The sequence below is a fragment of the Streptomyces flavidovirens DSM 40150 genome (assembly GCF_000429085.1).
Lineage (GTDB): Bacteria > Actinomycetota > Actinomycetes > Streptomycetales > Streptomycetaceae > Streptomyces > Streptomyces flavidovirens.
Genome location: NZ_AUBE01000016.1, coordinates 24,867 through 47,286 on the forward strand (window position 1 = coordinate 24,867; position 22,420 = coordinate 47,286).

Annotated in this window: 18 protein-coding genes; 8 read left to right on the top strand and 10 right to left on the bottom strand. The window is 70.8% G+C overall.

What is annotated here, in order from left to right; translation table 11 throughout:
• Window positions 1-7 precede the first annotated feature (7 nt).
• From G412_RS0121530 to G412_RS0121540, 3 genes are all read right to left on the bottom strand, one after another.
• On the bottom strand, window positions 8-1,117 hold the full coding sequence (locus G412_RS0121530; RefSeq protein WP_028813886.1) for an amidohydrolase family protein: 1,110 nt from the start codon (window positions 1,115-1,117) through the stop codon (window positions 8-10).
• An 87-nt stretch (window positions 1,118-1,204) separates the two neighbouring features.
• On the bottom strand, window positions 1,205-1,525 hold the full coding sequence (locus G412_RS0121535; RefSeq protein WP_028813887.1) for a hypothetical protein: 321 nt from the start codon (window positions 1,523-1,525) through the stop codon (window positions 1,205-1,207).
• 47 nt (window positions 1,526-1,572) lie between these two features.
• On the bottom strand, window positions 1,573-2,520 hold the full coding sequence (locus G412_RS0121540; RefSeq protein ID WP_028813888.1) for a heme o synthase: 948 nt from the start codon (window positions 2,518-2,520) through the stop codon (window positions 1,573-1,575).
• A gap of 337 nt (window positions 2,521-2,857) precedes the next feature.
• Between G412_RS0121540 and tkt the strand changes: the two genes are divergently transcribed.
• From tkt to pgl, 5 genes are read left to right on the top strand one after another with little or no spacing between them, the layout of a single operon-like run.
• The gene (gene tkt / locus G412_RS0121545; RefSeq protein ID WP_028813889.1) at window positions 2,858-4,927 is read left to right on the top strand and encodes a transketolase; all 2,070 of its coding nucleotides are present in this window, start codon (window positions 2,858-2,860) and stop codon (window positions 4,925-4,927) included.
• 35 nt (window positions 4,928-4,962) lie between these two features.
• Window positions 4,963-6,081, top strand: coding sequence for a transaldolase (tal, locus tag G412_RS0121550; RefSeq protein ID WP_028813890.1), 1,119 nt, complete (start codon window positions 4,963-4,965; stop codon window positions 6,079-6,081).
• A gap of 3 nt (window positions 6,082-6,084) precedes the next feature.
• A complete protein-coding gene (gene zwf / locus G412_RS0121555) occupies window positions 6,085-7,608 on the top strand; it encodes a glucose-6-phosphate dehydrogenase (RefSeq protein ID WP_028813891.1) in 1,524 nt (507 codons plus the stop codon).
• Complete coding sequence (gene opcA, locus G412_RS0121560) at window positions 7,605-8,657, top strand: glucose-6-phosphate dehydrogenase assembly protein OpcA (RefSeq protein WP_028813892.1); 1,053 nt, start codon at window positions 7,605-7,607, stop codon at window positions 8,655-8,657. The genes zwf and opcA overlap by 4 nt, the downstream gene beginning before the upstream one ends.
• Window positions 8,654-9,460 carry a 6-phosphogluconolactonase gene (gene pgl / locus G412_RS0121565; protein WP_028813893.1) on the top strand — a complete coding sequence of 269 codons (807 nt, stop codon included), beginning with the start codon at window positions 8,654-8,656 and terminating at the stop codon, window positions 9,458-9,460. The genes opcA and pgl overlap by 4 nt, the downstream gene beginning before the upstream one ends.
• A gap of 73 nt (window positions 9,461-9,533) precedes the next feature.
• Here pgl and G412_RS0121570 read toward each other — a convergent pair whose 3' ends face one another.
• The 5 genes from G412_RS0121570 to G412_RS0121590 form a co-directional block, all read right to left on the bottom strand.
• Window positions 9,534-10,418 carry a carbohydrate ABC transporter permease gene (locus tag G412_RS0121570; protein ID WP_051338531.1) on the bottom strand — a complete coding sequence of 295 codons (885 nt, stop codon included), beginning with the start codon at window positions 10,416-10,418 and terminating at the stop codon, window positions 9,534-9,536.
• Complete coding sequence (locus G412_RS0121575) at window positions 10,415-11,791, bottom strand: ABC transporter permease subunit (RefSeq protein ID WP_028813895.1); 1,377 nt, start codon at window positions 11,789-11,791, stop codon at window positions 10,415-10,417. Before G412_RS0121575 ends, G412_RS0121570 begins: the two co-directional genes overlap by 4 nt.
• Window positions 11,792-11,802: 11 nt before the next feature.
• Window positions 11,803-13,134 carry an ABC transporter substrate-binding protein gene (locus tag G412_RS0121580; RefSeq protein ID WP_028813896.1) on the bottom strand — a complete coding sequence of 444 codons (1,332 nt, stop codon included), beginning with the start codon at window positions 13,132-13,134 and terminating at the stop codon, window positions 11,803-11,805.
• A 34-nt stretch (window positions 13,135-13,168) separates the two neighbouring features.
• Window positions 13,169-14,836, bottom strand: a complete 1,668-nt coding sequence (locus G412_RS0121585; protein WP_051338540.1) for a glycoside hydrolase family 13 protein — start codon at window positions 14,834-14,836, stop codon at window positions 13,169-13,171.
• Between the two features lie 199 nt (window positions 14,837-15,035).
• The gene (locus G412_RS0121590) at window positions 15,036-16,313 is read right to left on the bottom strand and encodes an ABC transporter substrate-binding protein (RefSeq protein ID WP_028813898.1); all 1,278 of its coding nucleotides are present in this window, start codon (window positions 16,311-16,313) and stop codon (window positions 15,036-15,038) included.
• A gap of 194 nt (window positions 16,314-16,507) precedes the next feature.
• Here G412_RS0121590 and G412_RS0121595 point away from each other — a divergent pair, with 194 nt between their 5' ends.
• From G412_RS0121595 to G412_RS0121605, 3 genes are read left to right on the top strand one after another with little or no spacing between them, the layout of a single operon-like run.
• Entirely contained in the window at window positions 16,508-17,014 is a 507-nt protein-coding gene (locus tag G412_RS0121595; RefSeq protein ID WP_028813899.1) for a PadR family transcriptional regulator, read from the top strand.
• Window positions 17,011-17,763 carry an ABC transporter ATP-binding protein gene (locus G412_RS0121600; RefSeq protein WP_028813900.1) on the top strand — a complete coding sequence of 251 codons (753 nt, stop codon included), beginning with the start codon at window positions 17,011-17,013 and terminating at the stop codon, window positions 17,761-17,763. The genes G412_RS0121595 and G412_RS0121600 overlap by 4 nt, the downstream gene beginning before the upstream one ends.
• A gap of 5 nt (window positions 17,764-17,768) precedes the next feature.
• Window positions 17,769-20,084, top strand: a complete 2,316-nt coding sequence (locus G412_RS0121605) for an ABC transporter permease (RefSeq protein WP_028813901.1) — start codon at window positions 17,769-17,771, stop codon at window positions 20,082-20,084.
• Between the two features lie 301 nt (window positions 20,085-20,385).
• Here G412_RS0121605 and G412_RS0121610 read toward each other — a convergent pair whose 3' ends face one another.
• Entirely contained in the window at window positions 20,386-21,921 is a 1,536-nt protein-coding gene (locus G412_RS0121610) for a PH domain-containing protein (RefSeq protein WP_028813902.1), read from the bottom strand.
• Entirely contained in the window at window positions 21,918-22,415 is a 498-nt protein-coding gene (locus G412_RS0121615) for a PH domain-containing protein (RefSeq protein ID WP_028813903.1), read from the bottom strand. The genes G412_RS0121610 and G412_RS0121615 overlap by 4 nt, the downstream gene beginning before the upstream one ends.
• Window positions 22,416-22,420: the final 5 nt, after the last annotated feature.

A 22,420-nucleotide genomic window follows, 5' to 3' on the forward strand; every position in this document is an offset into this window, starting at 1 on the left:
GCAGCCCTCAGTCCGGCAGTCCGTAGACGCGGCGGGCATTGCCCGCCGCGATCATCCCGGCCACTCGTTCGGCGTCCACCCGAGACCACGCCCCGTCACCGACCCACCCCCCGAGCACCCTGCTCAGCGCCTCGCGGAACAGCCGTGCGCCCACGACGTGCAGCTCCGGCAGGCCGCGCGCGCCGCTGGAGAAGAGCAGCTTGCCGAAGGGCGCGAGCTCCAGGATCTCCGCGAGTACGGCCGCCGCCCGCGCCCCCGTGTGCGCGAGCGCCGGGCCCAGGTCGGCGTACACATGCGGGAAGACGCTCGCCAGATGCGCGGCGTGACGGTGGTACGGATAGCCGTGCAGCAGTACCAGGTCCGTGCCGAGGCCCGTGGTCGCCGCCGCGAAGTCGGTGAGCAGAATCGGGTCCGTACGGTCGATGCGCAGACCGGGGCCGGCCGTCCCCGCCTGGAGTTGCAGCGGCAGTCCGGAGGCGACGGCGATCCACAGCAGGTGGCGCAGTACCACCGGGTCGGTGAGCGTGCCGCCGGCCCGGCGCCCTCCCAGCCAGCGCCCCACCGCCCCGCGCACCTCGCCGGGGCCCGGCGGATGCGGCGCGAGGGCCAGGCCGTGCCGTACGCCTGCCACGGAGGTGAAGGCGACGGCGGATCCGGCCGCGCTGTGCACGGCCTCGGCGAGATTGGCGAGGAAGCCTTCGACGGTGCCAGAGGTGTCGGCGACCTGCTCGGCGAGGAGTTCCAGGCGCACGATCTCGCGGGCCTGGGCATCGCCGGCCGCGGCGATCTCCACGGGTCCGGTGAGGTCATCCGGCAGCCCGGTGTCGACCAGATAGGTGGAAATCCCGCTGCCCCTGAGCAGCCGTCTGCCGGTTTCCAGGACGCCCAGTTCCCTGCGGCGCGCCAGGTAGCGCGCGGGCGGGCAATGCGGTTCGAGGCCGAGCAGCGGCGGGCACCAGCGGCGTACGGCGAAGCCCGTCTGGGTGTCGAAGAACGTGGTGCCGGGCGCGGGTGGGGCGGGGGTCCGGCCGAGGTAGGTCTCGAAGGTGCCGAGGCCCAGCTCCGTACGGAGCACTCCGTGGCAGTACTGGTCCACCAGGGAAGGCGTTTCGATCATCCGGGGCTCCTGTGGTGGACGTACTTCCACAGGCTCTAACGGGTGACCCCCGCGTCAGGTGTTGCTCACGTGTCGCCAGGTGTGCCGTTAGCCGTTGGACGGGCCGCCGACCTGAATGCCCGCCATCCGGCTCCATTCGTACGGTCCGGTGCGCACCTTGGCGGCGAAGTCGCCGTCGAAGGACTCGTGGAGCGTGATCCCGGCCTTCTCGGCGGCGCTCTGCGCGACGGCGCGGGTGGGGGCGACGAGGTCGCCCCAGCCGCCGTCCTCACCGACGAGCACGATGCGGGTGCCCATCTGGCCGAGGTACGCGAGCTGCCCTTCCGCGCCGCCGTGCTGCTTGGCGAAGGCGGTTATCTGCTGGGCGAGCTTCGCCGCCTTGCGCTCTGCCTGCTTCGTGTCTGCCATGAAACCGATGCTACCCACCAGTAGAACGACGGTCCATAGCAGTCGGTCTAGCGCAGGAAGGGGTCCACCGCGACCGCGACGAACAGCAGCGAGACATAGGTGATCGACCAGTGGAACAGCCGCATCTCCTTGAGCTTGCCGCCCGTGACCCCGGACTTCGCGCGCGCCTGGAGCCCGTGCGCCTCCTTGAGCCACCAGCCGCCGGCCACCAGGGCGACCGTGGTGTAGAACCAGCCGGTGTAACCCAGCGGGGTCAGCAGCAGCGAGACGCCGACCATCACCCAGCTGTACGCGACGATCTGGCGGGCCACGACCTTGTTGGAGGCGACGACGGGGAGCATGGGAACGCCCACCCGCGCGTAGTCCTCCTTCACCTTCATCGACAGCGGCCAGTAGTGCGGCGGCGTCCAGAAGAAGATGACCATGAAGAGGATGACGGCGGCCCAGGACATCGAGTTCGTGACGGCCGACCAGCCGATGAGGACCGGCAGGCAGCCGGCGATGCCGCCCCAGACGATGTTCTGCGCGGTACGCCGCTTGAGGATCATCGTGTAGACGACGACGTAGAAGAGGAGCGCTCCGAGCGACAGTGCGGCGGACAGCCAGTTGACCAGGAGTCCGAACCAGAGCGTCGAGATCACGGCCAGGCTGATGCCGAAGACGAGGCATTCGCGCGGGCTGACCATGCCGGTGACCAGTGGACGCTGCGACGTGCGGTCCATCAGCGCGTCGATGTCGCGGTCGATGTACATGTTCAGCGCGTTGGCGCCGCCGGCCGACAGGTAGCCGCCGAGGCAGGTCGCGAAGACCAGCCACAGATCGGGCACACCCTGTTCGGCCAGGAACATCACCGGGACGGTGGTGATCAGCAGCAGTTCGATGATCCGAGGCTTGGTCAGTGCCACGAACGCTTTGACCCGGGCTCCGAACGGCCGATGGCCCCCCGGGCTCGGAGTCAAGGCGACCCCTGCGGGTCGGGACTCGACGGCCGTCACGCACACCCCTGACAGAGAAATTCCAGCAAGCTCCGGACGTGAAGGCCCGGTAAAGACTTGCGCGTACCACGCCACTCTAGACGTTGCCCAGACGTCGATCTCCGCCGGGGTGGGGTCGTGTTGAGCACCGCCTGGGTGGGGTCCGTACAGAGGAAGGTGAACGCCAGGAGGCGAAGCCCCTCACCCGCCCGCACGCTGGGCCGTGTCCTGGTTTATCCGAGTGCCGTCCAAGCCCTGGACTCGAAAAGATGCGTGTTCTGGCGGGGGTAGGCTCGACTACGCCCGGTGCGCTACCAGTCGCCGGGATTCGACATGTGGAGAGGAGCCCTGACTCAGGGTGAGCACCAAGCCGACCACCACAGATCTCGAGTGGACCGAATTGGACCAGCGGGCTGTCGATACCGTCCGCGTCCTGGCCATGGATTCCGTACAGAAGGTCGGCAACGGCCACCCTGGTACGGCCATGAGCCTCGCCCCGGCCGCGTATGTGCTGTTCCAGAAGCTGATGCGTCACGACCCCAGTGACGCCAACTGGACCGGCCGCGACCGTTTCGTCCTCTCTCCGGGTCACTCCAGCCTGACGCTCTACATCCAGCTCTACATGGCCGGCTACGGCCTGGAGCTGGACGACCTGAAGGCGTTCCGCACCTGGGGCAGCCTGACACCGGGGCACCCCGAGTACGGGCACACGACCGGCGTGGAGACCACGACGGGCCCGCTGGGCCAGGGCATCGCCAACGCCGTGGGCATGGCGATGGCCGCCCGCTACGAGCGCGGTCTGTTCGACCCGGAGGCCGCACAGGGCGCCTCCCCGTTCGACCACACCATCTGGGCGATCGTCTCCGACGGCGACCTGGAGGAGGGCATCTCGGCCGAGGCGTCCTCGCTCGCGGGTCACCAGAAGCTCGGCAGCATCGTCGCCCTGTACGACGACAACCACATCTCGATCGAGGGCGACACCGAGACCGCCTTCTCCGAGGACGTGCTCAAGCGGTACGAGGCGTACGGCTGGCACGTGCAGCGCGTCGAGCAGAACGCGAACGGCGACTTCGACGTCAAGGCGCTGTACGCGGCGCTGAAGGCGGCGCAGGACGAGACCGAGCGCCCGTCGATCATCGCGGCGCGCACGATCATCGCCTGGCCCGCCCCGAACGCCCAGGGCACCGAGGCCTCGCACGGCTCGGCGCTGGGCGAGGAGGAGATCGCGGCCACCAAGCGCGTGCTGGGCTTCGACCCCGAGCAGCACTTCCAGGTCGACGACGACGTCTTCGCGCACGTCCGCAAGGCGGCCGACCGCGGCCGTGAGGCGCACGCCGCCTGGGACAAGCAGTTCCAGGAGTGGCGCGACGCGAACGCCGAGCGCGCCGCCACGTTCGACCGCATCGCCGCGGGCGAGCTGCCCGAGGGCTGGGAGAAGGCGCTTCCCGTCTTCGAGCCGGGCAAGGCCGTCGCGACCCGCGCCGCTTCCGGCAAGGTCCTCCAGGCGCTCGGCGCGGTCATCCCCGAGCTGTGGGGCGGCTCCGCCGACCTGGCCGGCTCGAACAACACGACGATCGACAAGACGTCGTCGTTCCTGCCCGTCGGCAACCCGCTGCCCGAGGCGGACCCGTACGGCCGTACGGTCCACTTCGGCATCCGCGAGCACGCCATGGGCTCGACGATGAACGGCATCGCGCTGCACGGCAACACCCGCATCTACGGCGGCACCTTCCTGGTGTTCTCCGACTACATGCGCCCCGCCGTCCGCCTCGCCGCGCTGATGAAGCTGCCCGTGACGTACGTCTGGACGCACGACTCCATCGGTCTGGGCGAGGACGGCCCGACGCACCAGCCGGTCGAGCACATGGCCGCGCTGCGCGCCATCCCGGGCCTGAACATGGTCCGCCCGGCCGACGCCAACGAGACGGCGATCGCCTGGCGCGAGATCCTGCGGCGCAACGACGCTCCGCACGGTCTGGCGCTGACCCGCCAGGGTGTGCCGACGTACGAGGCCAACGAGGACGCCGCGCGCGGTGGTTACGTGCTCGCCGAGGCCGAGGGCGGTCAGCCGCAGGTCGTGCTGATCGGCACCGGCTCCGAGGTCCAGCTCGCCGTCGAGGCGCGCGAGCAGCTCCAGGCGGCCGGTATTCCGACCCGTGTGGTGTCGATGCCCTCGATCGAGTGGTTCGAGGAGCAGGACCAGGGGTACCGCGACAGCGTGCTGCCGCCGTCCGTCAAGGCCCGTGTCGCGGTCGAGGCGGGCATTGCCCTGACCTGGTACCGGTACGTCGGCGAGGCCGGCCGCATTGTCTCGCTGGAGCACTTCGGCGCTTCCGCGGACGCCAAGGTGCTCTTCCGGGAGTTCGGTTTCACCGCGGACGCGGTGACCGCGGCCGCCCGGGAATCCCTGGCCGCGTCAGCGCGCTGACGCCGGTATATACGACAAGTAGGAGATGCAATCTCATGACAGACGCACTCAAGCGCCTCTCCGACGAAGGCGTCGCGATCTGGCTTGACGACCTTTCGCGCCAGCGGATCACGTCCGGCAACCTCGCCGAGCTGATCGACCAGCAGCACGTCGTGGGCGTCACGACCAACCCGTCGATCTTCCAGAAGGCGATCTCCGAGGGCCACGGTTACGACCAGCAGCTCGGTGACCTCGCCGCCCGTGAGGTCACCGTCGAAGAAGCCATCCGCATGATCACGACGGCTGACGTGAGGGACGCCGCCGACATCCTGCGGCCGGTGTTCGACGCGACCGGCGGCCAGGACGGCCGGGTGTCGATCGAGGTCGACCCCCGCCTGGCGCACAACACCAGGGCGACGACGGCCGAGGCCAGGCAGCTCGCCTGGCTGGTGGACCGTCCGAACACCCTGATCAAGATCCCGGCCACCCGCGCGGGCATCCCGGCGATCACCGAGACCATCGGTCTCGGCATCAGCGTCAACGTGACGCTGATCTTCTCGCTGGAGCGCTACCGCGAGGTCATGGACGCCTACCTGGCCGGTCTGGAGAAGGCGAAGGCCGCCGGCCTGGACCTGTCCAAGATCCACTCGGTGGCGTCGTTCTTCGTGTCCCGCGTGGACACCGAGATCGACAAGCGTCTCGACGGCATCGGCACGGACGAGGCCAAGGCCCTCAAGGGCAAGGCAGCGCTGGCCAACGCCCGGCTCGCGTACCAGGCGTACGAGGAGGTCTTCTCCTCCGACCGCTGGGCCGCTCTGGACAAGGCCAACGCCAACAAGCAGCGTCCGCTGTGGGCGTCGACCGGCGTCAAGGACCCGTCGTACAAGGACACGCTGTACGTCGACGAGCTCGTCGCCCCCGGCACGGTGAACACGATGCCCGAGGCGACACTTGAGGCGACCGCCGACCACGGGCAGATCACGGGCAACACGATCGCCGGTACGTACGAGCAGGCGCGCGCCGATCTCGACGCCGTCGAGAAGCTCGGCATCTCGTACAACGACGTGGTGCAGCTCCTCGAGGACGAGGGCGTCGACAAGTTCGAGGCGTCCTGGAACGACCTGCTCAAGTCGACCGAGGCGGAGCTCAAGCGCCTCGCCCCTTCGGAGGGCTAAACATTGTCCAGCAGCAATCCGCTGCGTGACGCACAGGACCGACGGCTCCCGCGTATCGCGGGGCCGTCGGGCCTGGTCATCTTTGGCGTCACGGGCGATTTGTCACGTAAAAAGTTGATGCCTGCCGTCTATGACCTGGCCAATCGCGGCCTGCTGCCGCCGGGCTTCTCGCTCATCGGCTTCGCCCGCCGCGACTGGGAGAACGAGGACTTCGCCCAGGTCGTCCATGACGCCGTCAAGGAACACGCCCGTACGCCCTTCCGCGAGGAAGTCTGGCAGCAGCTCATCCAGGGCATGCGGTTCGTCCAGGGAAACTTCGACGACGACAGCGCCTTCGAGACGCTGAAGTCGACGATCGCGGAGCTCGACAAGGCGCAGGGTACCGGCGGCAACTTCGCCTTCTACCTGTCCGTACCGCCGAAGTTCTTCCCCGCGGTCGTCCAGCAGCTCAAGAAGCACGGGCTCGCCGACCAGAAGGAAGGCTCCTGGCGACGGGCCGTCATCGAGAAGCCCTTCGGGCACGACCTGGCCTCCGCGCAGGAGCTCAACCGGATCGTCCACGAGGTCTTCCCGGCCAACGAGGTCTTCCGGATCGACCACTATCTGGGCAAGGAGACGGTCCAGAACATCATGGCGCTGCGCTTCGCCAACCAGATGTTCGAGCCGCTCTGGAACCGGTCGTACGTCGACCATGTGCAGATCACCATGGCCGAGGACATCGGCATCGGCGGCCGCGCCGGCTACTACGACGGCATCGGCGCCGCCCGTGACGTCATCCAGAACCACCTGCTCCAGTTGCTCGCGCTGACCGCCATGGAGGAGCCCGCCTCCTTCGAGGCCGACGCGCTGGTCGCCGAGAAGACCAAGGTGCTGGGCGCCGTCAAGCTCCCCAAGGACCTGGGCGCGGAGACCGTGCGCGGTCAGTACGCGGCGGGCTGGCAGGGCGGCGAGAAGGCCGTCGGCTACCTCCAGGAAGACGGCATCGACCCCAAGTCGAAGACCGACACCTATGCCGCGATCAAGCTGGAGATCGACAACCGTCGCTGGGCGGGCGTCCCCTTCTACCTCCGTACGGGCAAGCGCCTCGGCCGCCGCGTCACCGAGATCGCGGTCGTCTTCCAGCGCGCCCCGCACTCCCCCTTCGACCACACGGCCACGGAAGAGCTGGGGCAGAACGCCCTGGTCATCCGCGTCCAGCCGGACGAGGGAGTCACGGTCCGGTTCGGCTCCAAGGTGCCGGGGACCGCGATGGAGGTGCGGGACGTCTCGATGGACTTCGCGTACGGCGAGTCCTTCACCGAGTCCAGCCCCGAGGCGTACGAGCGCCTGATCCTGGACGTCCTGCTCGGCGACGCCAACCTCTTCCCGCGTCTTGAGGAGGTCGAACAGTCCTGGCGCATCCTCGACCCGATCGAGGAGTACTGGGACAAGCACGGCAAGCCCGCGCAGTACCAGGCCGGTACCTGGGGCCCGGTCGAGGCGGACGAAATGCTCGCACGAGACGGACGGAGCTGGCGTCGGCCATGAAAATCGACTTGACGGACACCACGTCCAGCAAGATCAACAAGGCGCTGGTCCAGGGCCGCCGCGCCATCGGCACCCCCGCCGTCGGCATGGTCCTGACGCTGGTCATCGTCACCGACGAGGAGAACGCGTACGACGCGCTCAAGGCGGCCAACGAGGCCTCCCGCGAGCACCCTTCGCGCACTCTCGTCGTCATCAAGCGGGTCTCGCGCTCGCCGCGCGACCGTGCCAAGGCGCGCCTGGACGCCGAGGTGCGGGTGGGTACGGCCGCGGGCACCGGCGAGACGGTGATCCTGCGGCTGTACGGCGAGGTCATCAACCACGCCCAGTCAGTGGTGCTGCCGCTGCTGCTGCCGGATGCGCCCGTCGTGGTGTGGTGGGCGGCGGGCGCGCCGCTCGACCCGGCGAACGACCCGCTCGGGGCACTCGCGCAGCGCCGTGTCACCGACACGTACGCCGCCGAGCACCCGGTCCAGGAGCTGTCGGCGCGCGCCGAGGCCTACACGCCGGGCGACACCGATCTGTCGTGGACGCGCATCACGCCGTGGCGCTCGATGCTCGCGGCCGCGCTGGACCAGGTGGAGTGCGAGGTCACCTCGGTGGAGGTGGAGGGCGAGGAGTTCAACCCGAGCGTGGAGCTGCTCGGCATGTGGCTGGCCGACCGGCTGGGCGTACCGGTGAAGCGTTCCGTGTCCTCCGGTCCCGGTCTGACGGGCGTGAAGATGGAGACGAGCTGCGGGCCGATCAAGCTCGGCCGGTCGGACGGTTCGCTGGCGTCCCTGTCCATCCAGGGGCAGCCGGACCGCGCGGTGGCGCTCAAGCGGCGGGACACCGCCGAGCTGATCGCCGAGGAACTGCGCAGGCTGGACCCGGACGACACGTACGCGTCGGCGCTGAAGTTCGGTGTCGACCGGCTCGGTGAGCACGGCGGCGCGCGGAAGAACGCGCAGAAGGACGCGGAGAAGGAGAAGCCGGAGGCGGAGGCGGACAAGCCCGCCGCCGCGAAGAAGACGGCTACTTCTCCGGCTGCCAAGAAGGCGGCGTCGAAGTGAGAGCACCTCAGCTTGTCGTCCACCACGACAAGGAGCTGATGGCGCAGGCCGCGGCGGCCCGGCTGATCACGAAGGTGGTGGACGCGCAGGCCACGCGCGGCTCGGCGTCGGTCGTACTGACGGGCGGCCGCAACGGCAACGGTCTGCTGGCCGCGCTGGCCTCGTCCCCGGCGCGGGACGCGGTCGACTGGTCGCGGCTGGACCTGTGGTGGGGCGACGAGCGCTTCCTCCCCGACGGGGACCCCGAGCGCAACTACACCCAGGCGTGCGAGGCGCTGCTCGACTCGGTGCCGCTCGACCCCGCCCGGGTGCACGCGATGCCGGCCTCGGACGGGGAGTACGGCGACGACGCGGACGCGGCAGCGGCCGGGTACGCCGCCGAACTGGCCTCGGCCGCGAGGTCCGCCTCGGGCTCCGGATCGGGATCGGAGGACCACGGCCCGGTGCCGACGTTCGACGTGCTGATGCTGGGCGTGGGCCCTGACACCCACGTCGCGTCGCTGTTCCCCGAGCTGCCCGCGGTCCGCGAGACGCAGCGCATGGTGGTGGGCGTCCACGGCGCCCCCAAGCCCCCGCCCACGCGCATCACCCTCACGCTGCCCGCGATCCGCGCGGCGCGCGAGGTGTGGCTGCTGGCGGCGGGCGAGGACAAGGCGAAGGCCGCGGCCATCGCGCTGTCGGGCGCCGGGGAGATCCAGGCCCCGGCGGCGGGCGCGTACGGCCGGCGCCGCACGCTGTGGCTGCTGGACGACGCGGCGGCGTCCCAGCTCCCGCGCGAGCTGTACCGTCCGGCCATCCCCTGACGGGGAGCCGCTGACTCATGATGAGGGCCCGGCCCGCCTCGCGGCGGCGCCGGGCCCTTGTCATGAGGCGCCGTTACTTGACGGAGCCCGCCATGACGCCCTGCACGAAATGGCGCTGGAAGGCGAAGAAGACGGCCACCGGCACGACCAGCGAGAGGAACGCGCCGGGCGCCAGCACATCGATGTTGCTGCCGAACTGCCGGATCTGGGACTGGAGCGCCACCGTGAGCGGCTGCGAGGCGCTGTCCGCGAAGAGCAGCGCCACCAGCATGTCGTTCCAGACCCACAGGAACTGGAAGATCGCGAGGCTGGCGAGGGCCGGCCGGCCGACCGGCAGGACCAGCTGGGCGAAGATCCGCCACTCGCTGCCGCCGTCCATCCGGGCCGCCTCCAGCATTTCGCGCGGGATCTCGGCGAAGTAGTTGCGCAGCAGGAAGATGGCGAACGGCAGCCCGTACGCGACATGGAAGAGGACGACGCCCGGAATGGTGCCGAAGAGCCCGAGCTGCCCGAACAGCTTGGCCACCGGCAGCAGACCGACCTGCACCGGCACTACGAGCAGCGCCACGACCACCAGGAAGAGCGCGTCCCGTCCGGGGAACTCCAGCCAGGCGAAGGCGTACGCGGCCAGCGCGGAGAGTACGACGACCAGCGTGGTGGCGGGCACCGAGATCAGCACGGTGTTCCAGAACGCCTGCGTGATGCCCGTATCGGCAAGCAGCGTGCTGTAGTTGTCGAGCGAGAGCTGTCCGGGCCCGGCCAGTGCGGTCCACCAGCCGCTGCCCGCGTTGTCGCGTTCGGTGCGCAGCGAGGACAGGAAGAGCCCGGCCAGCGGTGTGATCCAGATCAGTCCCACGACGATCAGTACCGCCTGGACAACTCCGCTGCTGAGCCGGCGTGTCAGTCTCGCGGGCCACGCCTGGCGCTCCTGGCGTGGCGTGTCAGTGATGACGGTCATGACTGACTCCTGCGGAAGCGGCGGACGTTGAAGAGCATGGCGGGCACGACCAGCACCAGCAGGAGCACGCCGAGCGCGCTGCCCAGCCCCTGGTCCTGGCCTCCGCCGAAGGACACCAGCCACATCTGGGTGGCCAGTACGGTGGCTTCCTCCTGCACCGGGCCGGGGGCGATGATGTAGACGAGGTCGAAGACCTTCATCACGTTGATCACCAGGGTCACGAAGACCACGGTCAGGACCGGTGCGAGCAGCGGCACCGTGATCCTTCGGAAGATCTGCCACTCGTTCGCGCCGTCCATCCGGGCCGCCTCCAGGGTCTCCCGCGGCAGGGCGGAGAGCCCGGCGCCGATGAGCACCATCGCGAAGCCGGTCCAGATCCACAGGTACGCGCCGATGACGGCCGGTGTGACGAGAGCGGGCCCGAGCCAGGAGATGCCCTCGTACGGCGGTGCGAAGTTCCGTGCGGGCAGCCTCAGTTCGTACGGACCGGCGGCCAGATCCGCGAAGCGGAACGACCCGTCGGCCGCCGTCGTGGCCCGCGCGGCCACCTTGCCGTCGCCGCTGACCGCCTCGACCGCAAGCTGCGGCAGTCCGCGCTCCTTCGCGTCGACCTTGCCCTGTTCGCCGCCCCCGCCGGGGGTGAAGTCGAGGTAGACGACACCGCGCAGCTCGTCCGGGGCGGCCGTTGCGCTCGCCGCGCGCCGGGCGGGTGCGGCCCCGGCCGGCAGCTCGTCCGGCTGTACGCCGACGAGTCCGAGGGCGACGGTACGTCCCGGACGCGTCTCGCCGGTCGTACGGAACGAGCCGTCCGCGCCCTTCGCGAGTCCCTGTCCGTCGCGTGCGCGGGCGGTGGGATAGGAGGAGGCGTCCTGGAAGGTGTCGTGAACGCCGACCGCCACCGCGTTGAGTACGCCGCGGTCGGGGTCTTCCTCGTACGCGAGCCGGAAGATGATGCCCGCGGCGAGGAAGGAGACCGCCATGGGCAGGAAGAGCAGCAGCTTGAAGGCGGTCGCCCAGCGGACCTTCTCGGTGAGTACGGCGAGGATCAGCCCGAGGCCGGTGAGCAGGGTGGGGGCGACGACCACCCAGATGGTGCTGTTGCGGATGGCCTTGAGCGTGGCCGGGTCGCGGAACATCTCGGTGTAGTTGTCGCCGCCGACGAACCGGGTGCCCGTCGCGTCGAAGAAGCTGCGTCCCACCGAGAACAGCATCGGGTAGACGACCAGCACGCCGAGCAGCAGCAGGGCCGGGAGGGCGAACACCACGGCCACGAACCAGCGGCGGCGGGTGGCGCTGCGCCGGGGGCCGGAGGGCGGCGTAACGGCCGGCGAGGACCGGGCGGTGGTACGGGCGGGAGTCGTGAGGGCGGTCATGGCTGTCGCCCTCAGTTCTTGAAGGCCTTGGCCGCCGCGGCTTCGAGCGCGGCCGCGGTGCCCTTGGGGTCGGCGGGGTCACGCAGGAAGTCCTGGAGAATCTTCCACTCCCCCATACCCTTGGTGCCGCCGAAGGTCGCCGGGGCCTGGTCGGACATGTCGAACCGGACCGTGTCACCGGCGTCGACGAGCGACTTGGCGATGCTGCGGGTGGTGTCGTCGCCGTAGGCGGCGGGATCGGCCTTCTGGTTGGGCGAGAGGAAGCCGCCCTCCGCGGCCCACACCTCGGCCGCCTCGGGCGTGGCGAGGTAGTCCATCAGTGCCATGGCGGCCTTGCGGTTGCGGCCGTCCTTCAGCACCACCGCGGCGTCCCCGCCGCTGACCACCGGTGCCTTGCCGCCGTCCACGGCGGGGAAGGGGAAGAAGGCCGCGTCGTCGCCGATCTTCTTCCCGTACTCCTCCTTGGCTATGGAGCCGACGAAGTCGCCCTCGTAGACCATCGCGGCCTCGGGGTCGGCGCCGAAGACCTGTCCCACGGAGCTGGGGAAGTCGGTGCTCAGCGCGCCCTGCCTGCCGCCCGCGACGAGGTCCTTGCCGGAGAACAGCTCGCCCAGGGTGGTGAGCGCCCGTACGACGCTGGGGTCGGTCCACGGCAGCTCGTGGGCGGCGAGCCGGTCGTACTTCTGGGGACCGGCCTGGGAGAGGTAGATGTTCTCGAACCAGTCGGTGAGCGTCCAGCCGTCCTCTCCGGCCACGGCGAAGGCGGGCAGTCCGGAGTCCGCGACCGTGGCGGAGCTCTTCAGCATCTCGGCGTACGTCTTCGGCGGCTTGACGCCCGCCTGGTCGAGGGCGTCCGGGCTGTACCAGACCGTCGACTTGTGGGCGGCCTTGAAGTAGAGGCCGTAGAAGTCACCGTCGACGGTGCCGTAGTTCTTCCAGACCGGGGCGAAGTTGTCGGTGACGGTTTGCTCGGTCTTCTTGCCGAGGGGCAGGAGCCAGCCCTTGTGGGCGAACTGCTTCAGCACACCCGTCTGAGGCACCATCACCACATCGGGGGCGTTGCCGCCCTCGATCTTGCTGCCGATGACGGTGGAGACGTTGTCACCGGTGGAGATGAACTCGGCCTCGGCGCCGGTCTTTTCGGTGAAGGCGTCGAGCACCTTCCGGAAGTTCTTCTGTTCCGTGCCGGACCACACACCGGCGACGACCACCTTGCTGCCGTCGAGCTTCCCGCCGCCGCTGCCCGCGGGGGCGATGTCACCGCCGCCGCACGCGGTCGCGCCCAGCGCGAGGGCGAGCGCCGAGGAGCAGGCTGCCACGGTCCGTCGCTTCAGTCTCATCATGACTGTTCCTTCCGAAGAGGTGGAGAGGGAGGGGTCACAGGGTGGCGCTGTCGCTGATCCACCAGGCGGCGGTGGATCCGGGCAGTACGCCGTTCACGCAGGGGCCGCTGGCCAGCAGCGGGGTGCCGGCGACCGGGGCCGGTACGGGACCGGTGCCGAAGTTGACCGCGCACACCAGCCCGTCGCCCCGTGTGAAGGCGAGCACCTGGGGCGGACTCTCCAGCCAGCGCAGGCCGCCTTCGCCGAACTGCGGCAGTCCGCGCCGCAGTTGCAGCCCGTCGCGGTAGAGGTGCCAGAAGGAACGGGTGTCGGCCAGGGCCCGGTCCGTGGCGTGCTCGGCGAACCACTCGGGCTGCGGCAGCCACGGCCTCGCCCCTTCCGCGCCCGAGGTGAAGCCGAAGGGGGAGGCGTGTCCCGACCACGGGAGCGGGACGCGGCAGCCGTCACGGATGCGCTTGCGGCTGCCCGTACGGCGGAATATCGGGTCGGTCAGGACATCGTCGGGCAGGTCCACGACCTCGGGCAGGCCCAGCTCTTCGCCCTGGTAGATGTACGCCGACCCCGGCAGCGCCATCATCAGCAGCGCGGCGGCCCTGGCGCGCGCCGAGCCGAGGCCGCTGCCCCCGGTGCCGGACTCGCCGTAGCGGGTGACGGTGCGGACCTGGTCGTGGTTGTTGAGGACCCAGGTGACGGTGGAGCCGGTGCCCGCGATGTCCTGCATCGCGCCGGAGATGATCTTCTGGAACGCGTCGGCGTCCCAGGGGGCGCCGAGCAGGTCGAAGAAGAACGCCTGGTGCAGCTCGTCGGGGCGTACGTACAGGGCGTGTTCGCGGGCGGTGGGCACGGAGACCTCGCCCACCAGCAGCCGCTCCCGGCCGTCGCGGGCGGCGTACTCCTCGCAGACGGCGCGCCAGTGGCGCCACACGTCGTGCACCTCGGGCTGGTTCCAGGCGAGCGGGTTGACGGAGTCGCGGGTCCGCTCGTCGGCCTCGGGGTCCGGGGAGTCGGGGAGTTCGGGGTGCTTGAAGAGCCCTGCGGCGACGTCGATGCGGAAGCCGTCGACGCCCCGGTCGAGCCAGAAGCGCAGGACGTGGTCGAAGTGGGCGGCGACCTCGGGGTTGCGCCAGTTCAGGTCGGGCTGCTCGGGGGTGAACATGTGGAGGTACCACTGTCCGGGGGCGCCGTCCCGCTCCGTGACGCGGGACCAGGCGGGGCCGCCGAACATCGCCCGCCAGTTGTTGGGCGGCTCATCGCCGCCCGGCCCCCTGCCGTCGGCGAAGTGGAAGCGGGCGCGGGCGGCGCTGCCGGGCGGGGCGGCCAGCGCCTCGCGGAACCAGACGTGCTCGCTGGAGCAGTGGTTGGGGACGATGTCGAGGAGCACCTTGATGCCGAGCCGCCGGGCGGCGGTGACCAGCAGGTCGAACTCGGCGAGGTCACCGAAGACCGGGTCGACGTCGCAGTAGTCGGCGACGTCGTAGCCGTGGTCGTGCTGCGGCGAGGGGTAGAACGGGCTCAGCCAGATGCCGTCGACGCCGAGCTTCTTGAGGTACGGCAGCCCCGCCCGTACGCCGGCCAGGTCGCCGATGCCGTCGCCGGTGCTGTCCAGGAAGCTGCGGACGTACACCTGGTAGATCACCGCGTCCCGCCACCAGTGGTGCGCGACGCGAAGGGGGAGGCCGTTGTCGGCCGGGGCAGTGAGCATCACCCGTGGGACCTGTTCCTACTTGTGCGTGCGGGAGCACCCAGAGCAGGCCCCCCCCGTTATGCATGCATGTTAAGTAGGCGTGACGAGAGGGTGTCAACGGAGCGACCCAAAGCCGCCCGGAGTTGCGTACTTATGTCCCAACCTCGGAGAGGCGTAGATGCCTAACATGTAACTAGCAAGAGACTAGGGAAGGCCCTCAGCCTCTGCGGGCCACGGCCCGCAGCTCCCGCGCCAGCCGGTCCACGGCCTGCTCCGGTGTCTGGCGCAGCGCCAGCGCGTCGTACGCCACCGCCTGCACCGCCAGGCTCACCTGGTCGTAGCGCGGACTCTTGGGCCGGGGCTCCGCCGCGAGCACACTCCTGCGCAGCGTCGGCAGATACGGGTACGCGCGCACCAGCTCCGGATCGGCGTACAGCGCGGCCCGTACCGGCGGCAGCGAGCCTTCGGTGAGGACCTTGCGCTGTACGGGTTCGCTGGTCAGGTACGCCATCAGGTCGGTGGCCGACTCCTGATGCCGGGAGTGGGCGTTGACCGCGAGATTGGATCCGCCCAGCACACTCGCGCCCGGCCCGTCCGGCCCCGGCAGCGGCGTCACACCGAACTTCCCCGCGACCTCGGACTCCTTGCCGCCGGCCCCGGAATGAACGTACGGCCAATTGCGCAGGAAGAGCAGCCGGCCGTCCTGGAAGGCCTGCCGCGACTCCTCCTCCTTGAAGCGCAGCGCCTCCTGCGGAATCCAGCCGTCCCGCACTCCCCCGGCGAGGAAACCGAGTCCGGCGCGGGCGGCGGCGGAGTCCACGGTGACCCGCTCGCCCTCGTCCCGCAGGAACGATCCGCCTGCCGAATGCACCGCCTCGGTGACGTTGACGGCCAGCCCCTCGTACGGCAGGAACTGTCCGGCGTACCCGTCGATTCCGTACTTCGGTGCGATCGCCGACGCCTGCCGCTCCAGGTCCGCCCAGGTGCGGGGCGGCTGTTCGCCCTCCCGCCGCAGGATGTCCTTGCGGTAGTAGAGCAACCCAGCATTGGTGACATAAGGGACGGCGTACAGCCGACTGCCGAAAGTGGCGGTGTCGACCACCGGAGGCAGGAAGGTGTCGAGCGGGAAGCGACCGCGGTCGACCGGGGCGATCCACCCCGCGGCCGCGAATTCGGAGGTCCAGGCCACATCGATGTTGAGGACGTCGAACCGGCCACTGCCCGCGCGCAGTTCAGTGATCATCTGCGCCCGGGTCTCGTCGGCCGAGTCCGGCAGCTCGACGAGGGTGACCTTCTCGCCGGGATGCGTACGGTTCCAGCCGTCCAGCAGCGGGCCGAGATAACCGGTCAGATCACCGGCCGTGGCCAGCGTCATGGGCCCGCGCCCGTCCCCGCCGCCCGGCGGCCCTTCGGCGCGCGCACCGCCACCCGCGTAACCGGCCATGATCACGGCGACGGCCAGGAGACCCCTACCGGCGGCTCGTATCCACCGCATAGGTTCCCTCCCTGGACACCGGCGCCCTTCATCCTCGACTGACGTCAGGGGCCATGTATACCCGTTAGGCATGGGCGATACTAGAGCCCGACGCACCACACCAGGGCGATGCGGGCCACACTCCGACGGCGGTCGGGTCCGGCCGCTGCGAGCAAGTGCGGAACACGTACGGAACGGGGAGGAGGAGAGCACGCGTGCGCCTGCCCCTTCTCGCCCTCCTCGCCCGCGGACCCGCCCACGGATACGAGCTCAAGCAGGGGCTTGAGCAACTGCTGGGTGCCGCGTACCCTCAGCCGAACGTCGGCCAGATCTATGTCACTCTCGGCCGACTGGAGAAGTCCGGGCTCATCGAGGGCGAGGAAATCGCCCAGTCGAACCGGCCCAACAAGAAGATCTACCGGCTGACCGACGCCGGGCGGGAAGCGCTGCATGTCTGGTTCGAGGACCCTACGGACGAGCCGCGCGTACGGGACGAGTTCTTCATGAAGCTCGCCCTCGCACCGGCGTCCGGCATGGCCGACCAGATCACTCTCATCAACAAACAGCGGCGTCAGTACCTCAACACCCTGCGGGACCTGACGAAACTCGCCGCGTCCGAAGACCGGGACAACCGGATCTCCCAACTGCTGATCGAGGGCGCGATGCTGCATCTGCAGGCCGACCTCGACTGGCTGGAACGCTGTCAGGAGGAGCTGGAATGAGCGACGAGCCAGCACCTCCTCCCCTTCTTCGCACTCAGGGGCTCGTCAAGACCTACAGCGGCGAGGGCGCCCCGGCCCACGCCGTACGCGGCGTCGATCTCACGATCCGCCGGGGTGAGTTCGTAGCGGTCACCGGCCCGTCGGGCGCGGGGAAATCGACCCTGCTGCACCTGCTCGGCGGTCTCCAGCGGCCGGACAGCGGCAGCATCTGGCTGGACGGCGAGCGCGTCGACTCCTACAGCGAGGCCCGCTGGGCGGTGCTGCGCCGGCGTCGTATCGGCGTGGTTTTCCAGTTCTTCAACCTGGTCTCGAACCTGACCGTCGCCGACAACATCGAGCTGCCGACGCTGCTCGCGGGCAGCAACGCGCGCCAGGCCCGGAGCGAGCGCGAGAAGCTCCTCGCCGAGCTGGGCCTGGAAGGCAAGGAGCGCAGCATGCCGGGCGAACTGTCCGGCGGCGAACAGCAGCGCGTCGCCCTGGCGCGCGCCCTGGTCAACCACCCGGACCTGCTGCTCGCCGACGAGCCCACCGGCAGCCTGGACAGCAAGGGCACCCGCGAGGTGATGCGGCTGCTGTCCCGCTTCCACCAGCGCGGCCAGGCCATCCTGCTGGTCACCCACGACCACCGGCTCGCCAGCGCGGCGGACCGGGTCATCAGCTTCTTCGACGGCCGCGTGGCCGACGACGCGACACTGGGCGCGGGGACCGGCGGCCGCGGTGTGTCGAGTGTCCTCGAACTGAAGGACTGACGAACGTGCGGGCCACTCTGCGCTGGGCACACGCCGATCTGCGCACGCACCGCGGCGAGGCGCTCTTCATCGTTCTGGCGACCGCCGGGATCATCGTCTCGCTGCTGCTGGCCGGCGCACTGCTCAGTTACGCCGCCAACCCCTGGCAGCGCGTGTTCAACGAGTCCCGCGGCGCCCATGTGTGGATCCACACCAGCCCCTCCGCCGACGCGGCGGTCCTGGCCCGGCTCGACGGTGTCGAGGCGCTCTCCGGTCCGTACCGCACAGCCCGTACGACCGTACGGTCCCAGGGCGCCGAGGCCGCCGTCGAACTGCGCGGCGCCGCCCCGGACCGCTCGGAGACGGGCCGCCCCCTGATCACATCCGGGCGCTGGCTCGACCCGGGGGCGGCCGGTGGCATCGTCCTGGAGAGCAGCCTGGCCCGCGCCCTGTGGGCCGGCCCCGGGGACACCCTCTCGTTGCCCGACGCAGACGGATCATCCGTACGCCGCCTCACTGTCCTCGGCGTCGCCGACAGCGCCGAGTCCCCGTACCGGCCCGGTGACCGGCCGGGCACCGGCTGGGTGCTGCCCGGCGAACCCGCCCTCACCGGCGCGCCGGACGGCCGCACCGGGCAGGTCGTCGGGGTGCGGCTCGACCACCCCGACGACACGGACTTCGCCGTGCAGCGGGCTGTCACCGCGCTCGGCGCCGGCGAAGTCACCGAGGTCTCCCACTGGCATCAGGCACGCGCGGAGGCACAGAGCGACAGCCGGCTGCTCGGCCTTCTCCTCGGCGTCTTCGGGCTCGGTGCGCTGCTGGCCGCCGCGCTGGCGGTCACGGGCGCGATCAGCACGCGGGTCCGCGGCCATCTGCGGGACATCGCCGTCCTGAAGACGATCGGTTTCACGCCTGGGCAGGTCGTACGGATCTTCCTCATCCAGCACCTGGCCTTCGCCCTGTCCGGTGTCGTCCTGGGAACGGCGCTCGTGGAGACGCTGGGCGCCCGGACGCCGGGCCGGATCGGTGAGGCGGTCGGGGTGTGGCAGGACCTTCCGGGCCACACGGCCGTACTCCTGGCCCTGCCCGCCGCCACCCTCCTGTTCATCGGTGCGGCGACCGGCCTCGCCGCGTGGCGAGCGGGGCGCGTCCCGCCCGTACCGGCGCTGCGGGCCGCCGCACCGGTCGGCGGGCGGATGCCGGCGGTGGCCCGCAGCGCGCTCGGGCTGAAGGTGCCGCCCGCTCTCGTGCTCGGTTGGCACAACGCTTTCGGCCGCCGGACCCGCTCACTGTCCTCGATCGCCAGGCTGGCCCTGCCGATCGTGTTGATCACGGTCGCGCTGAGCGCGTGGTCCACGCTGGACGGCTTCCAGAACCGGGCGGCCGGGAACGGCCCGGCGGGTGAGCTGACGGCTCGCGCGGCGGAAGGCCTGAAGGATCACGAAGTACGGACCGTACTGGAGGCGAACCCGCGGGTCGCGGCGGCCCATCCCGGCGTGGAGGTCGCGGCGCTGGTTCCCGGCCAGACGGGCACGATAGCCCTGCGCGGCCTCGGCACCCGGGCGAACCCGTACCCCTTCGCACCGGCCGAGGGCCGTGCCCCGGACGGGCCCGACGAGGCGGTGGCCGGCCAGGGCCTGCTCGACCTCCTCGACATCGAGGTCGGCGACTGGGTGCGGATGACGGTCGCAGGCCGCCCGCAGATCCTGCACATCGTCGGCCGCGCCATCGAGCCGGAGAACGCGGGCCGGGTGGTCGCCACCGACCTCGACACGCTCCGCGAGCGCGATCCCTCGCTGGAACCCGCCTTCTACCGGCTGCGTTTGCGCGCGGGCGCGGACGCGGGCGCGGTGAGCACCGAGCTGGCGAGCGTTCTGGACGGCCGCTTGGAGATCGGGAAGGCGACGAGCCCGGCCGACGGACTGGCTCCCGCGCGCGGGCTGGTCACCGGCCTGATCGCGGTGCTGGCGCTGATCGGGCTGACGGAGCTGCTGACCACGATCGGTGCGAGCGTGCGCGAGCGCGAACGGGACCTGCTCGCACTGAAGGCGATGGGCCTGACCCCGCGCCAGGTCACCTCGATGATCGTGACATCCGCCGCCCTCACGGCGCTGGCCGCGGCGCTGACCGGTACGACACTGGGCGTACTCCTGGGCGGCAGCCTGATCAACGCGCAGGGCCGGTCGAGCGGAATCGGCGCGGGCATCGCCCAGTCCCCACCCGCGCTCGTCCTCCTGACAGTGGTGGCGGCCGCGGTCCTGGGAGCGGCAGCGGCCTCCGCCCTACCCGCGTCACAAGCAACCCGCCACCGCCCGACCGACACCCTGACCACAACAGCCTGAGCCACAGGCGAGCACCGCGTCCGACTTTCCCCACCCCGCCCCTTCCCGGCCGTGACATTTGCGGCTCCGCCGCCTGGGGGCAAGCCCCAGACCCCGGACGGGCTGAATGGCTGCCGCAACGAAACCCAGCCCCTCCGGCGTTTGAGGAGCGGGGCCTCGGGCGGAGCCCCAAGCACCCCCCTCCAGCCCCTCCGGCGTTTGAGGAGCGGGGTCTGGGGCGGAGCCCCAGTTCGGGAAGGGGCGGGTCGGGGAAAGCCCCGCGCAGCGGCACCCCGCCCCCGCACGCCGCACCCGCGAGCGCCTACCCCACCCGCTCCAGGAACGGCGCCAGCACCCCCCGCACCGCCTCGTCGGCAAAGCCCAACCCCTCGCTCTCAGCGGCGTCGTACACCGAGTACGCCCCGCCCCCGGCCGCAGTCGTGGCGGTGAGCGTGACCAGCCCCGCCCGGCGCTGGAAGACGGACTGCTTGACCGTCCACCCGATCACCCCGCCCCGCTGCAAGGCGACCGTCGTACGCCGCACCGTCCCCGACCGCACCACCAGGTAGTCGCCGCTGATCCCGTGCCCCAGGCTGCGGTACGCGTCCAGCGCCAGGAGCACCGCCACCGGCAGCAGCACCACCGCGCACACCCCGGCGACGTACAGCAGGACGTCGGTCACCAGCACACCGAGGACCGTGAGGACGACGACCGGCAGCAGCGCCGCGCCGAGCGCCCAGCGCAGCCGGCGCGTGCGGGCGGCCCGCGGATGCGGAGTGAGGGGGGCCGTGCCCGTCGGTGAGGCGGCCTCCCGCAGGACGGACGCCGCCACGCGCTGCGCCGTGGCCCTCGGCGCGGCCGGCAGCAGCGTCTTGTGGTCCGCGTGCCCGCTGTCCTCTCCGGCCGCCAGCCCGGTGGCGACCGCGTCCACCCGCGCCGCGCCCAACGTCCGTACGCCGAGCGGCTCGACAAGCTCCACACCGCGCAGCCTGCGCTCCTCGATGGAGAGGGACCGCGTGGTGAACAGGCCACGACGGACCCGCAACGTGCCCCCCGGCTCCCGCTCCAGCCGGTAGTTCCACCACATCTCGATCCACAGGCCGAGCGCACCCACGACTCCCGCCGCACACGCCCCCGCGACGAGCGCCACGATGATCCAGAGGACCGGCGTGTCCTGGAACCGGTCCCGCACCCAGCCGATCAGCTTCCCCTGCGCACCGAACCATTCGCTGACCTGCATGAGCCCGCCCGCCGCGGCGCCGCCCAGCGCCGGGGCGACGAAGGACACCGGCGCGTACCGGATCCACGCGGGGTCGAGGACGGCCAGTTCCCCCTCGCGGTGCGGGCCGGGGCCGGCGGTGGCCGTCCCCCGGTCGAGGAGCTCCCTGCGCAGTCGTTCGCCCTCTTCCCGTGTGACGGGGTCGAGTTCGAGGGTGGACTCGCCGCCTCCGGTCTGCTCACCCGTACCGATACGGACCTTCACCAGCCCGAGGACCCGCAGCAGCACATTCGCCGTCAGGTCGACGCTGCGGATGCGCTCACGTGCCAGCGAGCGGCGCTTGACCAGCAGCAGGCCCGTGCGGAGTTCGGCACGCTCGGCGCCGATGCGGTACCGCGTCCTGCGCCACCGTACGTAGTCGAGCGCGGCGCCGCCCACGACCAGCAGCACGGCTCCGGTGAACACCCAGGTGAACGCCTGCCACACCGGCCTGCCGCCCACGAGCCCGACGAAGGCGGGCACCCCCGCGCCCACCGCGATGCCCCCCATGACCAGCGCGGCGACGAGAACGGTGCGCGGGTCCAGCCGCCGCCAGCCGCCGCCGCTCTCCGGCCGCGTCCCGCCCCCCGTACCGCTCACGTCGCGTCTCCGGGGGTGGCCCGTGTGATCAGCGTCAGCCGCTCGGCAAGCTCCGCGGCGAGTTCATGGTCCAGCCCCTCGATCTTCACCGCTCCCTTGGAGGACGCGGTGGTGACGATGACCGTGGCCAGCCTGAACGCCTGCTCCAGCGGTCCGCGCACGGTGTCCACGGTCTGGATCCGCGACATCGGCGCGATCCGCCACTCCTGCCAGAAGAAGCCGGTACGTACGTACACCGCGTCCTGCGTGACCTCCCAGCGGTGTACCCGGAACCACCACAGCGGCAGGAACACCGTGACGGCCGCGCCGAGCACCGCGACCACGCCGGCGGCAAGCAGCAGCCACGGGCGTGCGGGCGCGACGAACGCGCCCAGCACAGCCAGTACGGCCACCGGCACCACGGTCAGCAGCAGCAACTGGGTCCGCCACCAGCCGATGACCCGCCGGTCGAGCGTGTTGTTCGGCGGCCTGAGCCGCACGGTCCCCCCGGTCATCGGCC